The sequence below is a fragment of the Legionella stuttgartensis genome (assembly GCF_977063405.2).
Window position 1 is genome coordinate 437,148 of sequence record NZ_CDRUHA020000044.1, and the last position, 15,852, is coordinate 452,999.

Below are 15,852 nucleotides of genomic sequence, written 5' to 3' on the forward strand. Positions count from 1 at the left end.
AATGAGGGATACACTCCACGCTCGTTCTACACAATAGAATGTCGTGCAATCGGCAATTCCTCTAATTTACGATATACATATTCCAAATGTTGGCCTAATCTTCCACGAATTTGCTGCAGAGTAATAATTTCATCGATTAGACCAGACACATAAGCGTCCGCTAAAGAAGGATCCAGATGCAGCTTATCAGTAAGCGGGGGTTTCGTCTCAGCAGAGACTTGCCCATCAGTATTTTGCACCTTTTTCGTCGTTTCTTTACCCATTACCCCAAGAGTTGCAGTCTCCAAGGCCAAAACAAGATCGCCTTGTTGCGATGCAGTTTGCATCATCAAAAATGCTGCAGCCCCATAACATTTACGCACAACTACACTCATTCTAGGCACCCGAGTTTGCATCGCAGCACATAGCCTCGCTCCGTGTTGTAACAAACCTTTTTGTTCTTCACGCTTTCCAGGCATAAATCCGGGAACATCAATTAACGTCAGCACAGGAATCCTATAGGCATCACATATTCGAATAAATTTAGCTGCTTTTTGCGCTGCATCTGAATCAATCGCACCACTAAAACGAATACTCTGATTAGCAACGATGCCTACGACATGCCCATGAATACGTACAAAAGCACAAATCATGGCTTGGCCATAGTTGCTTTTGTATTGCCATACTTCCGAATTATCAACAATGGCCTGAATCAATTCGAGCATATTAAATGGCATTCTCGGATCAGTTGGAATATTGGGCAAAGCATGTATAGGCTCTTGCACTGAATGAATAGGAGGACATTCACCACTATGTGATGGAAAAATGTTGAGCATGGTTTTCACATGATTGATTTGTGCACTGATACTGTCATCAACAAAATCAGCAATACCTGTCGTCCCTGCATGCATTGCGGTCCCACCTAATTCACTCATACTTACTTTTTCACCTATCGCTTGTTGAACGACCATCGGGCTCGTCACCATCAGGTAACTGCGATGTTTGTTAAAAAAGAGCAGATCCATGAGTACTGCAGAATAAGCAGGTGCCCCAAGAGTGGGAGCAACAAGCACCGCAAATTGTGGGATTACACCGGATAAGTTAATGTTACGAGCGATAATTTGTGTGTATTCATCACCGCTTAATAAATTTTCTTCTAAAGAAATTCCAGGAGACGCCAAAAAAGCAATAATTGGAATACGTAAATCTTTAGCCCTATCCATAAGGCGCAGTATTTTTTTTGCGCCCTGGCTCGTAATATACCCTCGATTAACTGAATTATCATGGGCATATATTGCAACAGGTCGGTCATTTACTTTGGCCAACCCCGTAATCACTTCAGCCCCAAATTGTAAATGGGGTTGATTATTAGGAATATAATCTGCAAGGAACGGAAGAAAACTATGCTCGTCAATAAGATTTTCTATCCATTTCATCGTGGTTTTATCAACAGACGATGAGGACATATCACGCTCAACCTTAAATTTTGTTTATATAAAATATACACTTCGTAATTACATGGGTCAATTTTTCCTAAAAAACAGCTATAATTTAGCCACATTGAATTCTAAAATTTTAAATAACTGCTGAAAAAGGCAAATTAAAGACATAATAAAAGGTAATTTATGGAAATTTTGCATCCTAACATTCGATTTGATATTACAGCCGCATCGCGAGTCCTACCGGACTCCCCTCCTATTACTAATCTGGAAATTTTACAAAATTTTCCACGAACTTCAGAACATTCTTTATCTTTTTTAGAAAAGTTTGCTGAAAAAATCGGTGAGGAATTTGGTTTTTACTCCCGTTATTGGTGTCATAAACCCTGGGAATCTTTGGATAAATCTCGCGAATTAACTGCTGAATCATTAGCGACTGAAGCAGTGAAAAAATTATTTGCGAATTATACACTCCCCCAAATACATGCTTTTTTACTCGGATCTACAACCAATAAACGCTTTACAGGTTCACAAGCTGCTGCCGTTCTTGGGGAGTTAGAAATAGATGCTCCTGCTTATGATTTAAAAACCGGCTGTTCCACTTCTCTGTCTACACTTCATCTTGCCTACGCATTAATGGCCTTAGGATACCCTAATGTTATGGTTAGCTGTGCTGAAACATTATCTAAAGTAATCGATCCTGAAAATGAAAAAACATGGATAGGATTAGGTGATGGTGCTGCAGCCTTGCTCATGGAACAAAAGGAAACTGGTGCATTTACCGTTGAGAAAACCTTTTTTTCTACGGAAGGAAAATATGTCGAAGCATTTACCACTCAAGGTGTTTTTCCACCCACTAAAGAACAAATCGATACTGTAGGCTATCACTTAATTGGTGATGAGACACTGATGAAAGAACTTGCTTATACTAAATACAAGCAGATGCTTGCCCATTTATTACCTACCGAAGAGGATAGAAACGCCATTACCTGGATTATTCCTCATCAAGTCAATCGCAAATTAATCACCGAAGTGCTCCAAGAAAACCAAATGATGAACAAAACCATTATTTGGGACTCTGACACAATTGGTAATATTGGTGGTGCCTCTGTTCTCTATTCTTTGGCTAGAGCAATTGAAGAAAAAATTTTTGATCGACCTGGAAAAATACTCCTGATGAGTGTAGGAGGTGGTCTCTCTTATGCGGGACAAGTTCTCGAATTCCATAAGCCATAAGGATCGCTAATGAATAAAGAGATTTTCAACTGTGTGTCATTAGTTGATGCGGTTCGATACAGAGCCGTTCATACCCCAAAAAAAACGAGTTGTACTTTTCTAAATAGAAATTTAGAAGAACCAATGACTTTTGGTGAATTGGATGAACGGGCCAGGGCCATTGCAGTACAATTACATCAACAAGGAGCAAAGCCTGGAGATAGAATTTTATTATTATTCTCTCCAGGACTGCCACTGATTCAGGCTTTTTTTGGTTGTCTTTACGCAGGTTGTATTGCTGTGCCTATTTATCCTCCTGCTCAAGCAAAATTAGTGGATAAGGCACATCGCATCATTCAAAATGCACAACCAGTATGTGTGATGATGACGGCGGATCATTTGGTTAAATTTGCCACACCGGATCGAAATGGAAAACCACATCTGGATAAAGTTCCATGCTTGGCTATAGAAAACATGGAATTGCATATGAGTTCTTTTTGGCAGCCACCCCTTATTCACGAACACGACATTGCCTTTCTGCAATACACTTCAGGTTCAACGATGCATCCTAAAGGAGTCATGGTCACACACCGCAATTTGCTAGATAATATTCACAAAATATCCAATGCATTCCAGTTAAATGAGGAAACCATCTCGTTTAGCTGGCTCCCTCCTCATCATGATATGGGATTAATTGGTTATATTTTAACCCCTATTTATGCGGGAGTACCTACCTATCTAATGTCCCCGTTTTCATTTTTACAAAATCCGCTTTCTTGGTTACAAAACATTAGCAAATATAGGGCGACCATAAGTGGTAGCCCTAATTTCGCCTACGATTATTGTGTCAAACGCATTAAAGAAGAAAAAAAACAGGGACTCGATTTAAGCTGCTGGCAAATTGCATCGAATGGTGCTGAACCTATTCGAAAAGAAACATTAGAACATTTTCATCAAGCCTTTAAAGATTATGGATTTCGCAAAGAAGCCTTCTTTCCTTGTTATGGTTTAGCTGAAGCAACCTTATTAGTAACAGGAAACACTCCTGGTACTCCTTACCACGAACTCACTTTGTCTAAAGAGCAGTACCAGGATCATCGTGTCCATTTTGCAGCAGAAGGAAGTCCTCAGAGCCACAGCTTGATTAGTTGTGGACGGTTTATGCAAACAGTAAAAATTGTAGATCCGGAAACACTTACTCTTTGTGATAATGATCAAATTGGTGAAATCTGGGTGCATAGTGCCAGCGTAGCCCAGGGGTACTGGCAACAGGATGAAGAAACCCAACATACATTTCATGGTAAAATTTCCGATGATCCAAGCAATCAAGTGTATTTAAGAACCGGCGATTTAGGGTTTGTACATGAAGAGGAATTATATGTGACTGGTCGTATTAAAGATTTGATTATCCTATATGGTAAAAATCATTACCCGCAAGATATAGAATACTCTCTTCTTCATTCATCGGTGGATGGGGCTCTGGGTAAATGTGCTGCTTTTGTCATTCAAAGAGAACATGAATATGAGCTTACGGTCATGTGCGAGGTAAAAAATCGTTTTTTGTCACCAGAGGAGCAAGATAATTTATTCAATGCTATTTTTGAACTGATTTATCAGACGCATCAACTCGAAATTCATAATATTATTCTCATTCCTCTTAAAGCCATGCCGCATACAACTAGTGGGAAAGTTCGTCGAAATTTCTGTCGAAAACATTTATTAGATAAAACATTACCTATAATCGCAAGCTGGCGATTAAATAAGGTTGAGGATTAAGATATGCAATTTCTCTCTCCAGACACTCCCAATAGAGTTGCACTAAGCTTCGAAGCTCAGCATTTAAGTTTTGCTGAACTAGAGATTGCCATCCAAAAAATGTCGTTACAGTTGAAAAAACTACCCTCAGGAATATTGGTTTTACACGCCATACCCCAACCTTCGTTTGTGATTCAGCTAATCGCGGCTTTAAGCATTGGAAAACCGGTTGCACTCTTTGCTCCTCAAGAATTGGGTCAGGAGAAACGTCATATTTTAAGTACGAATATGACGGTGGATGAGCAAGGTACACTCATAGAAATCCAGGAAAATAAGCACATCAAACATCACCCGGAACTTGCTTTAGTACTCTTTACATCAGGAAGCACAGGGCAAATGAAAGCAGTGCAACTTTCACTAAAAAATATTATTGCAAATTGTAAGGCAGTGATTAATGCGCTCGAATTCTCAAGCATAGACGATCAATTATTATTTTTACCTTTGTCGTATTCTTTTGGACTGCTTGGTCAATTGCTTCCTGGATTAATCGCTGGAATAAAGACACAATTGATTACCCAATTTACGGATATTAAAACCTTATTAGAAACATACACTGTTCCTCAAATGTGGAGCGGTGTTCCCTCTCATTGGGTTGCGATTCAAAAAATGGGGACACTGTTTCCAGAGAGCGCTGCCAAAATAAAGGCGATCGTCTCTGCAGGAGCGCCCTTAAGCATTACATTGCGTCAAAGTCTGATCCATACATTTCCCCATGCAACAATTTATAATAATTATGGTTTAACTGAAGCGGCCCCGCGCGTATTAACTTACTCCAACAAAGATCCCTTATTTCTGGAAGACTTTGCTGGCTATCCAGTAGGTGATTGGCAGATCCGTTTGTCAGAAAACAATGAATTACTCATTAAAGGGAGTCAGCTTATGTTAGGCTATTTGGGAGAAGACAAACCATCCCGAATGGACGAGGGTTGGTTTTTTACTGGCGATTTAGCAGAGAAATTACCTTCCGGTTTGGTCGCAATTAAAGGACGGTTGGATCATATCGTCAATATAGGCGGTGAAAAAGTCAATTTAATTGATATTGAACATAAGATTTGTCAAATTGAAGGAATTAAGGAAGTTATTGTTATCCCTTTAACTGATGAGTTATATGGTGTCCGTTTACTTGCGTGTCTGGAACAAGATAACTTTAGCGCCACTACCACTGAACAAATACTGTCTGAACAACTAAAACAACATTTTTTACCCAGAAAACTTCCCATTACGGTGCAATTATTGAAAAAATTACCACGTAATCAACATGGGAAGCTTGATAGAAAAGCGCTACTTTTAAGTCAGAAGGAAAAAATCCATGCTCACTGAACGAATTCGCAATACATTAGCAAAGATTGGACTTAACAATCTTCCTCAAGATTCATCTGCTTCCCTAGAACAAGGAGGCTTAGATAGCCTAATGTTGGCCTTACTCATCATCGAGTTGGAACGAGAATTCAAAATCAAGATCCCGGTTATCCCCTTAATAAAAGAACATTATGAATCAATCGGAAATATAGAAAAACATTTAATCGAACTGGGGGCAAAATGAATCTTTTAATTACAGGCGGCTCATCGGATATCGCTCAAGCTATAGCCAAACGACGACTGCAATTAGGTGATAAAATCATCATCACCAGTTCAAGTAAGGACAGTTTAAACAACACATTAGAGCACTACAAACAACAGGACATGCAGGTTAGCGGTTTGGTATATAATTTTTCCAATCCAGAAGCAAGTAAAGAAGATCTGCAAAATCTACTGCAGGAACCTTTAGATGGAATCATTCTTAATGCGTTTACGCGTGTAAGTCAGCTACGTAAATTACATGCCTTATCCTATCCTGCATTGCGAACCTACATCGATGATAATTTGCATGGTAATATTTGGTTAATTCATCAATTATTACCCGCTTTATTAGCCAATAAATTTGGACGATTGATTCTAATTTCCAGTCTTTCTGCAATTACAGGAACCAGTCGCTACGGTGCTTATTGTGCGACCAAAGCCGCGCTGGAAGGATTGTTTTTAAATCTTGCCGTAGATTACAGTGCCAATAATATTTTATCCAATATTGTGCGTGTCGGTTTGATTAAAACCTCTAGAACCGAGCAATTCTGGAAAAGGCCTGCCTATCAAGAAAAAATGGCACAAATTATACCTCAGGGCATGATGGGAGAAGCAACCCAAATCGCTGAAGCCATGGATCCATTATTGTCCAAAACCTCATTTATGACCGGCTCAGTAATTACTGTAAGCGGTGGTTTACCTCTAATGCGTTCTGAAGGACTATTATCATCATGAATTTATTACGTGCTGAAAAAAACATATACATCAAAGGTCCATTTATTGCATTGCCCGAAACGGTTATGAGCAATCAAGACGTGCTTAACTGGATGAATAGCACACAAAGTCCAACATTGGTTAGCTTTTCGACCGGCATTAGAAATAGGCGCTGGGCCAATGAAGATCAGGCATGTAGTGATTTGGCAGTTCTTGCAGCAGAACAATTGTTCACGGCAAAACCTGCAGAAAAAGATAAAATCAACCAAATTATTTTGGCTACTATATCTGGAGATTATCCAGCACCACCAACCAGCCCCTTAGTACAGCACCGACTTGGTTTAAACAATACCGGTGCTTTTGATATTGGGGCCGCCTGTGCAGGTTTTGTTGTTGGCTTGCATACAAGCGCTGCTATTGCTCAGGCAACTAAGGGGTCCATTTTATTAATCGCCAGTGAAATTCGCTCTAAGTTTTTAAATAAAAATAATTTTGCTACAAGCGTTCTTTTTGGTGATGGAGCTGCCGCTTGTGTGGTATCTCCCGATAAGGAACATGCAGAGTTTCGTTTCCTTGCTTCAGCTTTATTTGCTGATGGAGAAGTCAGCGATACGGTATCCACCCCCGCCGGAGGTTCGCGGTTACCCGCTGCGAATTGTACAAGTCCAGAATTGTTTTACATCACAATTAAAGAAAATACTGCACTATTTGTTAAAGCAGTTCATGGAATGGTTGATGGAGCAGAAGAATTCTTGAAGGCATTAAACCTTACCACTGGAGATATTCAATGGTTGGTCCCACACCAAGGCAATAAAAATTTGGTTTTATCCGTTGCCAAACAGTTAGGCTTTCCTGAAGAACGTATCATCAAGACCGTAGAAGAAACGGGTAATACTTCAGGTTCAAGTGTGGGTATTGCTCTGGAATACCTCCGCGAGCATGCAAACATTAAAGCAAAAGATAAAGTGTTATTAGTGGCTGCAGGTGGTGGAGGTATTGCTGCTTGTGCTCTTTTAGAAGTTATTTAATGTTCCCGGGTTACGGCATCGCCTAACCCAGGCTACTATTTTCATTAAAACCTTAGCTTCGAATCAAACCAAAATTCAGCCAGTGGTGTTCCTTTATAATGCGCCAAATGGAAGTTAAAAAATTCTTTTGCCGCTTTATTTTTCTTGTTGTGTAATAAACAAAGCAAATAAGTCTGCGCAATGATTTCTGACTGGGCATCACTGCCACCGATTTCTGTGCGTCTGGAGATACATGGAGTCATGCAATCATAGGCCAATTGAAAATCATTATTCACAAACGCATGAATCCCTTTACTTAAAGGCAGAATAACAGAAAGCCACAGCGATTGGTTGTAGCCTTGAGGCAGGGTTTTAGCATAATTTTCAATCGAGACCAGCGATTTATGAACCGCATCTTCCTTGCCTAAACGTGCAAGACAATATACATAATGGACCGTATTAAAACCCGTGTAATGAGTAAAAGGATTGTCATCCAGATAATTGGCAACGATATTAAATTGATCGAACTGCGGTAATCCTGCCATATCCAGACGCCATAATAATGAAATAGCATCGATTTGCTCGGTAATAATTTCCGGAGAAGTACCAAAAATTACAGGATATAAATCCATCACCTTATCTGCTTGTCGTAATGTAAGATAAAATAAAGCCAAATGCCAACTATTATGCCCACGAAGAAGTGTTGAGATCTGCTCCCAGCTCCCGCGAAACGTTTCTAAGGCCGCTATCCCTTTCGAACTATTCTTTGTGTTGAGATAGATATGAGCTAGAGTATGGTGCGCCCAAGGTGTAAGAGGCTGCAGAATCAAAGCCTGTTCTGCAAAACGTTGCGCATCTGATAGGTGACCCGATAATTCGGCTGCAAAAGAATGCATGGCTAAAAAATGGGATTCATCCTGATTATGAGCAGCTATTCGTTCGCAAAATTTCAAATAGTGATGGCCATTATATGCTTGTCCTGAACAATAAAATAACCACTCAGCAAATTTAGCAGCTAAAGTATCGCGCGGATACAACGCAGTTAAAGCCGTTAAAATAGTTATCGCAGTTTCATACTCTAAATTCATCCAAGCTTTAACTGCTTGATAGCTTAATTGTTCTCTTAAATTAACCGAAGACAATAATTTTTCAGCGTGCTCTAAATGTTTTTTTGCTAAAGCAGTAGCTGGATCAGTCTGGCCATAAAGATAAAATGCAGCCGTATAGACTTGGAGGAGCAAATTATCAGGATTATTTTTGACCGCATCTAAAATAAAGTGCGGCTCCTTGCCTGCTCCTAAGACTTGTTGATGGAAGTGATTAATGCTTTCTATAACCTGAACTGATTGGGTCGTTACGGATAATCCGCGATTTGTTTCCATGTTATTCCTGACGAAGCGACGCATTCCTTCTCTTATTATATATCTCTTTAAAGAAAATAAGATCTAGCATGATTTAATTGCGTCAATTAAAGTCATCAGATAATCTATCTGCCCAAAATTCAGGATGGAATAACTATGAACAGTCAAAAAGAATTATTCGAGTTTTTATGTAAGTTAATTGATATTCAAATTAAAAAATATGTTGCCTTACCTAAAATAGGAATAGGACCAGATGCTCGTCTTAATGGACAACTTGTTTTTCAAGAAGTAAATGAGTTGCTTGATTTTGCGGGTCAACTTATGGATGAAATGGAACATGCAAGCGGGGATAAACCTCTTTCCTCAGAACTCTTTTCCTCAATATTTGAGCAAGTTAAATTTTATCTTGAACAAGAACATCTCCGAGGATATGCAGGCTGGCTTCTCGATGAAAATAATATTCATACACCCCTTATGGCGCGAGTCAATGAACAAATCAAACAATTAAAAGAGATCGCAGTTTCAGCCAACATCCCATATTCTTCTTCGTCAAAACCGGTAACTGAAACACAAAAGCAAACCGAATATGATAGTGTTGCAATTGCTTTTTACATTCTGGATCTCGCTATAAAACTCGCTAAAAATCCTTCGCTAGAATTGGAAGAAGCAAGTCTAAAACATGCCCTTCCCATCTTAAAACGTAATGCAACTACTCGTTATTGCAAAGAGGAATTTGCACAACCAATCCGTGAATTACATCAAAAATGTAGTGGGTTTTTGCAAGAATCCGAATCTCTAAAAAGTAATACTCAACTTAATAAAGTGGATGCTCAAATTTATGAAAAAAAGCACAAAGAGCAATGGCTTAATTTACTCAACCGCTATCAAAAAATTGAGCCCAACTCTATATTATTCTCGCCCGAACATGAGTGGTATAAAATTGGTAAATTATCTGCCGAAAAAGCACAATTAAAATCAGTATCTTCCGGCCAGAATCTTTCTTTTTTTAGAGGAGCAGCTCTAGTAGGAATGGTCGTCGTTTGCATGCTACTCACCTACTTAATGAAGCAGAATGAGGAAAACACCTTGGATTCAGTTCTAAATCCTTAAATAGAAGCCTGGGTGCACGCATTTGCCGTACCCAGGTGTTTTTCCTGGATGCTGCGAACAAGTCGCAGCACTTAGGGCTCCGTGGATGAAGTAGAAAACTTAAGGTGAATTGGAAGCACTACTTTCCGGATGGCGTATCGTTACGCCTGAGTAAAGTCAAATAAATCTTTATAAGTATGAAAATTCATTGCATCTTCTTCGGTCACTGTTAAATTATATTCTTCACTAAGAATGGCCAATAACTCTACTATTTTCAATGAATCTAAATGCAGGTCCTCAATTAATGCCGTATCATCATGAATTTCTTCTGCTTTTGCACCTGATAGTTTAGATATAATATTTTTTAATTCTGTCTCAGTAATTTTCATAAACAACACCTCTTAATGCTCTTGTGAGGCCAGATAATACCACGAAGCCAAAGAACCTAACCCTAAAATAAGTAAAATTATAGCCAATGAAGATTGCCCATACCATTTACCCAGAGCGATAATACCACTAGATAACGCAGCGCTTAAGTCTTGCATGCACGCATACAAGGCACCCACTGTTCCAGCCATTTGAGGAAATGGATGGAACGCACCAGCAAATGCATTGATAAATGTAAATCCCATCCCCATGCTAAACAATGCCACTGGAATCATAATGGAGAGCACATTCTGTATTCCTGAAAGAGCGAGAAAGAGCATGGTCAAACCACCAATCACCATAAACACACTCCCGATAAATACCATGTAGGATACTCCTTTGCTCATCACCAATTGGCTATTAATTATCCCACTAATACAAATTGCACCGGCAATAAAAATAGTCAATTGACCAAACTCTATGGGACTAAGTCCCAATGTATCCTGAAAAAGAAACGGAGCGATCGCGAGATAGCCAATTAAACCGGCACAAGCAAAACAAGCGCATAATGCATAACCTAAAAAAACTTTGGATTTTAATAAGGTAAAATAATTGTCGCGCATTACCCTTAATTTGGTTGCATCAGGATTAAGGTTTTTATTTGTTTCAGGAAGAGTACACAAAGCTAAGATCCATATAACAATTCCAAATACTAACAAAAATAAAAAATTGGTACGCCAACCAAAATGTTCCTGGATATAACCTCCAAGAACCGGGGAAGCAACCATAATAAAAACACTCACAATACCTACATATGAACCAATTTTGGATAAGACTCTATCAGTAAAGAGATCACGTACTAAAGAACGGCCTACTGAACCACAACATCCAATACCAAATCCCTGAATAAAGCGGCCAATAATCAAAACCAAAACCGAAGGCGCAAGAAAACAAATTAAACTACCTAAAATACTGAGACCGACACCAAACATAAGCGGTGGTTTACGACCAATTTTATCGGATAAAGGGCCGTAAAACACATGAGAAATGCTCAAGCCGAGCATAAAAAGAGATAAGGTTAATTGAATAGATGCTTCATTACTGTTAAAAATCTTGGTAATTGCAGGTAATGAAGGAATATACTGATCGGTAGTCATCTGCATCAATACCATAAGCATTAAAACCACAAAAACCAGCAATGGCTGTAATGAAACCTGCTGAACATCATTTTCTTTGTGCATCAACAAACCCTTTTCAACTTTCTTAATTAATGGCCCCTAGCCGAATGAAGCCCATAGTATAACAAAATCACACCATACATAGTCCCAAAATAATTAAGCACGAAAGAAAACCAATAAACCAGGTGAGCGATCTTAACGAAGCCTTATCCATTAAATAAAAATAACAATAAATAACTCGGGAGATAATATAAACAATCGCCAAAATCTGAATCGTTGTGCCGATATGATTTGTCGCCATTGCGGTTAATGCAGCAGTAGCAAATACGATTAATGATTCAAAACTGTTTTGATGAGCGGCAACAGCTCTTGCCCCCATTCCTTGTAATCTTGCCTGTTGAGCTCTTGGATAATGATTATCGTATTTCCCTTCTTTTTGCATAAAATTGGCGACAATAATCTTGAGAAGATAAGGCATTAATATGGCAATGAACAAACAAAGAATTAAGGTAGTCATAATGTTGTATTTCCTAACAATAATCGTTTCAAGTAAAAATCAAAAAATTGCATCCTGGATATAGTGAAATAAATCCCGGGCGCGTAACTTAGTGTTATTTTAGAGGAATTAATAAAAAACAAACCATAATAACGAGAATCTTAACCCAGTACAATGACTCAAGTTTCTCTATTCAATAAGGAAAATAGTGCTTTCTACCAATTAATTTCTTCTGTTATGATAATTTATCGAGTAGTTATCATTTAAAGGATTAGCATTATGGTTCAAGATGAGTCCAAGAAAAAATCCAAAGGACATATTGTTTTATCGTCACATCCTTCCGGACATACTGCTGCACCCTTAAAAATAAAATGGGGCGCAGAAAATCCTAAAGAACGAGGTCCAGTAATAGCGTCCCTCACTAATATAAAAAATCGCAATGCGGTTGGTACCCACTCCGGTTCATATTCAGTTTATCGAGCACTTGCTGTCGCTGCGGGAGTATTGGACCCCGAGCATGTACCCGATCTTACTGACACAACACCACCCGTAGCTATAGGCCCGCATCCACAATGGAGCGATACTCAGAAAATCGTCTCGCTTGATCCTTGGGGACATCTTGTAGCCAGTGTTTTCGCAGAAGAAATTCATGCAGGATATGACATTCGCCCTACAATTGCCGTCACTAAAGCGCATATCAATATTCCAGAATTGCATACAGCCATTCAAAAAGGTCGGCTTAAACCCGATGGAAAAATATTAAAAGAATCTGGCGACGTAGCGGTTACTAAAGTCGCGCTGGAACCAGTGTGGTATTTACCCGGAATTGCGGAGCGTTTTGGGGTTTCAGAGTCACTTTTACGTCGCACTCTATTTGAGCAAACAGCAGGGATGTTTCCCGAGTTGGTAACACGTTCTGATTATGATGTTTTTCTACCACCTATAGGTGGAATGACTGCCTATTTTTTTGGTGATGTAACCACCATTCACGATCCGAAAATTGAGCTTACCTGTCGAATTCATGATGAATGTAATGGCTCTGATGTATTTGGATCGGATATTTGCACCTGTAGACCCTATTTGACACATGGAATCGAATTGTCGATTGAATCGGCACAAAACGGCGGCGCGGGCTTGATTGTTTATAATCGCAAAGAAGGAAGAGCGCTCGGTGAAGTAACCAAATTTTTAGTTTATAACGCGCGCAAAAGACAACAAGGTGGCGATACCGCTGCTAAATACTTTGAACGAACGGAATGTGTGGCGGGCGTTCAAGACATGCGTTTTCAAGAATTAATGTCCGATGTTTTGCATTGGCTTGGCATCACCAAAATTCATCGTTTCGTTTCCATGTCCAATATGAAATATGATGCCTTACTCAAATCTGGAATTCAGGTTGTAGAGCGAGTAACCATTCCTGATGAACTCGTTCCTCCTGATGCACAAGTAGAAATGAATGCCAAACGTGCGGCGGGTTATTATTCACCGGATAGGATCGTGGATATTAATGAATTAGCAAGAACTAGAGGACGTGACCTTAATGAGTAATGAACAAGAAACTGCACACGTGTTAGCTACCTTAAAGGATCCACGAACCATACGTGCGCGCTCGCTAGCGATTTTAGAGCGTGTGAAAGAAGACAAATCCGTTTATTTCTCCTTAGACCCGGAAAAAATGACCCGTACCGCTTCTTTTGTTATTGAGGTTATTCAAGATAATTATCCAAATCTTGATATTCCTTATCACAGTCGTTGGCGTCATTTTGAAGCAGGAGGTATTAATCGAATACAAAAAATGCAAGAACAATTAAATACCTTGCCTGCGGAGAAACACGGAAAAATACTTTATGAGTTGGTTATTCTCAGTGTCTTTCTAGATGCCGGTGCCGGCCAACATTGGCGCTATAAAGAACCCAAGACAGGTATCGAATATTCACGCTCAGAAGGCTTAGCCTTAGCCAGTTTATCTCTTTACCAAGAAGGTATTTTCAGTGCCAACCCAACTGAACCGTTAAGAGTGGATGCAGAGCGTTTATTGGCATTTAATGAAGATGAGTTGCGTCATGGTTTCCAAGTGACTCCCGATAATCCACTAGAAGGTCTTTCCGGAAGAGTTGCCTTACTCAATCGGCTTGGCGCATTAATACAACAGGATCAACATCATTTTGGAGCTGAAAATCGCTTAGGTAACTTTTATACTTATATAAGTTCTTTAGCAGTAAATAACAAACTGACGGCCGCTCAAATTTTTCATGAAGTACTCAATACATTCAATGAAGTATGGCCAGCCAGGCTTTCATTCGATGGAGTCCCTCTTGGAGATGTGTGGCAATATAATGCTCTAAAAACAAATGAACCTGGATCGGAATACATTCCATTTCATAAATTATCCCAGTGGCTTACTTATTCCTTGATTGAACCCTTAGAACAAGCGGGAATTACAGTCACTCATTTGGAGGAACTCACTGGTTTACCTGAGTATCGAAATGGTGGTTTACTCATCGATTGTGGTTTATTGCAAATTAAAAACAAAGAAGTTCTAAACAAAGCACTGCCACCTGATGCAGAAATGATAGTGGAGTGGCGAGCATTAACCATTTCACTCTTGGATGAATTAGCTATTTTGATCAGAAAAAAATTGCAAAAGAATGCCCATGAACTCCCTTTGGCTAAAATTTTGCAAGGAGGAACCTGGGAGGCCGGACGACGAATTGCGAAACAAAAGCGTCCTCAAGGTATTCCACCTATCCAAATCATTAGTGATGGTACCGTTTTTTAAATTAAGACAATTGTAGCTTGGATGTATGGTAGCCTGGGTGAAGGTGCAAAGCATAACCCGGATTTCCTACCACAGATTTCCGGGGTTCCGCTTCGCCTAACCCAAGCTACAAATTTTTCACATAAAACCGCAGTTTGGAGTTAGAATGAACGATCAACATATAGTTGTAGTGAGGCACCCATTAATCCAGCATAAATTAACAATTATGCGCCGAAAAGATACCAGTACTGTCAAATTTCGTACGTTGATGCATGAAATCAGCATGTTACTCGCTTATGAAATCACCCGTGATTTAGAAATAGAATATGAAGAGATCGAGACGCCTCTAGCCATGATGCGATCACCTGTTTTAAAAGGTAAAAAATTAGTTTTTGTTTCGATTTTGCGTGCGGGTAATGGTTTAGTTGATGGGATGTTGCAACTGGTGCCTACTGCACGAATTGGGCATATTGGATTATATCGAGATCCCAAAACGCTGGAAGCCATTGAGTACTATATTAAACTTCCAGAACATACTCGAGATCGTGATGTGATTGTAGTTGATCCCATGTTGGCTACTGGAAACTCAGCAATTGCCGCAGTTAAAGAAATTAAGGCAATCAATCCTAAATCAATCAAATTTCTCTGTCTGTTAGCCTCTCCTGAAGGAATTTCAGCATTTCATGAAGAGCATCCAGAAATTCCCATTTACACTGCAGCAATAGACCAACAACTCAATGAGAAAGGCTATATTATTCCAGGATTGGGTGATGCAGGAGACCGACTTTATGGGACAAAACTAGAATATTAAATGCAGAAACATCCGTAGCATGAAGAAGCTTCTGTTGAAATATTAGCTTCACAGTGTTAATATT

15 protein-coding genes are annotated in these 15,852 nt (G+C 39.4%); 10 read left to right on the forward strand and 5 right to left on the reverse strand.

Annotated features, from left to right (window positions below):
- Positions 1–26: 26 nt before the first annotated feature.
- On the reverse strand, positions 27–1,445 hold the full coding sequence (locus ACWTEW_RS12870) for an acyl-CoA carboxylase subunit beta (RefSeq protein WP_454782031.1): 1,419 nt from the start codon (positions 1,443–1,445) through the stop codon (positions 27–29).
- Between the two features lie 159 nt (positions 1,446–1,604).
- Here ACWTEW_RS12870 and ACWTEW_RS12875 point away from each other — a divergent pair, with 159 nt between their 5' ends.
- The 6 genes from ACWTEW_RS12875 to ACWTEW_RS12900 are packed head-to-tail and all read left to right on the forward strand — an operon-like array spanning position 1,605 to position 7,750.
- On the forward strand, positions 1,605–2,654 hold the full coding sequence (locus ACWTEW_RS12875) for a 3-oxoacyl-ACP synthase III family protein (RefSeq protein WP_454782032.1): 1,050 nt from the start codon (positions 1,605–1,607) through the stop codon (positions 2,652–2,654).
- 9 nt (positions 2,655–2,663) lie between these two features.
- Positions 2,664–4,409 (forward strand): fatty acyl-AMP ligase, encoded by a 1,746-nt coding sequence (locus ACWTEW_RS12880; protein ID WP_454782033.1) that lies wholly within the window; start codon positions 2,664–2,666, stop codon positions 4,407–4,409.
- Positions 4,410–4,412: 3 nt separating this feature from the next.
- Positions 4,413–5,768: a class I adenylate-forming enzyme family protein gene (locus ACWTEW_RS12885; RefSeq protein WP_454782034.1), complete on the forward strand. Its 1,356-nt coding sequence runs from the start codon at positions 4,413–4,415 to the stop codon at positions 5,766–5,768.
- Positions 5,758–5,991 carry an acyl carrier protein gene (locus tag ACWTEW_RS12890; RefSeq protein WP_454782035.1) on the forward strand — a complete coding sequence of 78 codons (234 nt, stop codon included), beginning with the start codon at positions 5,758–5,760 and terminating at the stop codon, positions 5,989–5,991. Before ACWTEW_RS12885 ends, ACWTEW_RS12890 begins: the two co-directional genes overlap by 11 nt.
- Complete coding sequence (locus tag ACWTEW_RS12895) at positions 5,988–6,743, forward strand: SDR family NAD(P)-dependent oxidoreductase (RefSeq protein ID WP_454782036.1); 756 nt, start codon at positions 5,988–5,990, stop codon at positions 6,741–6,743. The genes ACWTEW_RS12890 and ACWTEW_RS12895 overlap by 4 nt, the downstream gene beginning before the upstream one ends.
- Positions 6,740–7,750, forward strand: coding sequence for a 3-oxoacyl-ACP synthase III family protein (locus tag ACWTEW_RS12900; RefSeq protein WP_454782037.1), 1,011 nt, complete (start codon positions 6,740–6,742; stop codon positions 7,748–7,750). Before ACWTEW_RS12895 ends, ACWTEW_RS12900 begins: the two co-directional genes overlap by 4 nt.
- A 44-nt stretch (positions 7,751–7,794) precedes the next feature.
- Here the strand turns inward: ACWTEW_RS12900 and ACWTEW_RS12905 are convergent, their stop codons facing one another.
- Positions 7,795–9,111, reverse strand: a complete 1,317-nt coding sequence (locus tag ACWTEW_RS12905; protein ID WP_454782038.1) for a tetratricopeptide repeat protein — start codon at positions 9,109–9,111, stop codon at positions 7,795–7,797.
- A 135-nt stretch (positions 9,112–9,246) separates the two neighbouring features.
- Here ACWTEW_RS12905 and ACWTEW_RS12910 point away from each other — a divergent pair, with 135 nt between their 5' ends.
- A complete protein-coding gene (locus tag ACWTEW_RS12910; protein ID WP_454782039.1) occupies positions 9,247–10,200 on the forward strand; it encodes a hypothetical protein in 954 nt (317 codons plus the stop codon).
- Between the two features lie 140 nt (positions 10,201–10,340).
- Here ACWTEW_RS12910 and ACWTEW_RS12915 read toward each other — a convergent pair whose 3' ends face one another.
- From ACWTEW_RS12915 to ACWTEW_RS12925, 3 genes are all read right to left on the reverse strand, one after another.
- The gene (locus ACWTEW_RS12915; protein WP_454782040.1) at positions 10,341–10,568 is read right to left on the reverse strand and encodes an acyl carrier protein; all 228 of its coding nucleotides are present in this window, start codon (positions 10,566–10,568) and stop codon (positions 10,341–10,343) included.
- Positions 10,569–10,580: 12 nt separating this feature from the next.
- Complete coding sequence (locus ACWTEW_RS12920; protein ID WP_454782041.1) at positions 10,581–11,786, reverse strand: multidrug effflux MFS transporter; 1,206 nt, start codon at positions 11,784–11,786, stop codon at positions 10,581–10,583.
- A gap of 67 nt (positions 11,787–11,853) precedes the next feature.
- Positions 11,854–12,240: an MAPEG family protein gene (locus tag ACWTEW_RS12925; protein WP_454782042.1), complete on the reverse strand. Its 387-nt coding sequence runs from the start codon at positions 12,238–12,240 to the stop codon at positions 11,854–11,856.
- Between the two features lie 258 nt (positions 12,241–12,498).
- Here ACWTEW_RS12925 and ACWTEW_RS12930 point away from each other — a divergent pair, with 258 nt between their 5' ends.
- The 3 genes from ACWTEW_RS12930 (at position 12,499) to upp (ending at position 15,788) form a co-directional block, all read left to right on the forward strand.
- Positions 12,499–13,767, forward strand: a complete 1,269-nt coding sequence (locus ACWTEW_RS12930) for a GTP cyclohydrolase II (RefSeq protein ID WP_454782043.1) — start codon at positions 12,499–12,501, stop codon at positions 13,765–13,767.
- On the forward strand, positions 13,760–14,998 hold the full coding sequence (locus ACWTEW_RS12935) for a URC4/urg3 family protein (protein ID WP_454782044.1): 1,239 nt from the start codon (positions 13,760–13,762) through the stop codon (positions 14,996–14,998). Before ACWTEW_RS12930 ends, ACWTEW_RS12935 begins: the two co-directional genes overlap by 8 nt.
- Before the next feature lie 145 nt (positions 14,999–15,143).
- Positions 15,144–15,788 carry a uracil phosphoribosyltransferase gene (gene upp / locus ACWTEW_RS12940; protein WP_454782045.1) on the forward strand — a complete coding sequence of 215 codons (645 nt, stop codon included), beginning with the start codon at positions 15,144–15,146 and terminating at the stop codon, positions 15,786–15,788.
- The last annotated feature ends 64 nt before the right edge of the window (positions 15,789–15,852 follow it).

What these genes read in the sequence shown, in the direction of transcription:
- ACWTEW_RS12870 (WP_454782031.1), bottom strand. Translation starts at nt 1,445, where the DNA reads ATGTCCTCATCGTCTGTTGATAAAACCACGATGAAATGGATAGAAAAT.
- ACWTEW_RS12875 (WP_454782032.1), top strand. Translation starts at nt 1,605, where the DNA reads ATGGAAATTTTGCATCCTAACATTCGATTTGATATTACAGCCGCATCG.
- ACWTEW_RS12880 (WP_454782033.1), top strand. Translation starts at nt 2,664, where the DNA reads ATGAATAAAGAGATTTTCAACTGTGTGTCATTAGTTGATGCGGTTCGA.
- ACWTEW_RS12885 (WP_454782034.1), top strand. Translation starts at nt 4,413, where the DNA reads ATGCAATTTCTCTCTCCAGACACTCCCAATAGAGTTGCACTAAGCTTC.
- ACWTEW_RS12890 (WP_454782035.1), top strand. Translation starts at nt 5,758, where the DNA reads ATGCTCACTGAACGAATTCGCAATACATTAGCAAAGATTGGACTTAAC.
- ACWTEW_RS12895 (WP_454782036.1), top strand. Translation starts at nt 5,988, where the DNA reads ATGAATCTTTTAATTACAGGCGGCTCATCGGATATCGCTCAAGCTATA.
- ACWTEW_RS12900 (WP_454782037.1), top strand. Translation starts at nt 6,740, where the DNA reads ATGAATTTATTACGTGCTGAAAAAAACATATACATCAAAGGTCCATTT.
- ACWTEW_RS12905 (WP_454782038.1), bottom strand. Translation starts at nt 9,111, where the DNA reads ATGGAAACAAATCGCGGATTATCCGTAACGACCCAATCAGTTCAGGTT.
- ACWTEW_RS12910 (WP_454782039.1), top strand. Translation starts at nt 9,247, where the DNA reads ATGAACAGTCAAAAAGAATTATTCGAGTTTTTATGTAAGTTAATTGAT.
- ACWTEW_RS12915 (WP_454782040.1), bottom strand. Translation starts at nt 10,568, where the DNA reads ATGAAAATTACTGAGACAGAATTAAAAAATATTATATCTAAACTATCA.
- ACWTEW_RS12920 (WP_454782041.1), bottom strand. Translation starts at nt 11,786, where the DNA reads ATGCACAAAGAAAATGATGTTCAGCAGGTTTCATTACAGCCATTGCTG.
- ACWTEW_RS12925 (WP_454782042.1), bottom strand. Translation starts at nt 12,240, where the DNA reads ATGACTACCTTAATTCTTTGTTTGTTCATTGCCATATTAATGCCTTAT.
- ACWTEW_RS12930 (WP_454782043.1), top strand. Translation starts at nt 12,499, where the DNA reads ATGGTTCAAGATGAGTCCAAGAAAAAATCCAAAGGACATATTGTTTTA.
- ACWTEW_RS12935 (WP_454782044.1), top strand. Translation starts at nt 13,760, where the DNA reads ATGAGTAATGAACAAGAAACTGCACACGTGTTAGCTACCTTAAAGGAT.
- upp (WP_454782045.1), top strand. Translation starts at nt 15,144, where the DNA reads ATGAACGATCAACATATAGTTGTAGTGAGGCACCCATTAATCCAGCAT.